Source organism: Leuconostoc sp. S50 (assembly GCF_016624925.1).
Classification (GTDB): Bacteria; Bacillota; Bacilli; order Lactobacillales; family Lactobacillaceae; genus Leuconostoc; species Leuconostoc pseudomesenteroides.
The window spans coordinates 1-205 of sequence record NZ_JACVUE010000054.1; the positions used below are offsets into that span (position 1 = coordinate 1).

The 205-nt window shown below is 41.0% G+C and carries 1 protein-coding gene; it reads right to left on the bottom strand.

Annotation, left to right across the window (positions count from 1 at the left end; translation table 11 throughout):
- On the bottom strand, positions 1–205 hold a 205-nt coding region (locus IAE53_RS11360), incomplete at both ends, for a hypothetical protein (RefSeq protein WP_200554276.1).

Consider the following 205-nt stretch of genomic DNA (forward strand, 5'->3'; position numbering starts at 1 on the left):
GCTGTTCGAAATTGATTCACTCTTTGACGTTGAATCGCTGTTCGAAATTGAGTCGCTCTTTGACGTGGAATCACTGTTCGAGATTGACTCGCTATTTGAGATAGAGTCACTCTTTGATGTCGAATCACTATTTGAGATAAAGTCACTCTTTGATGTCGAATCGCTGTTCGAAATTGACTCGCTCTTTGATGTTGAATCGCTGTTC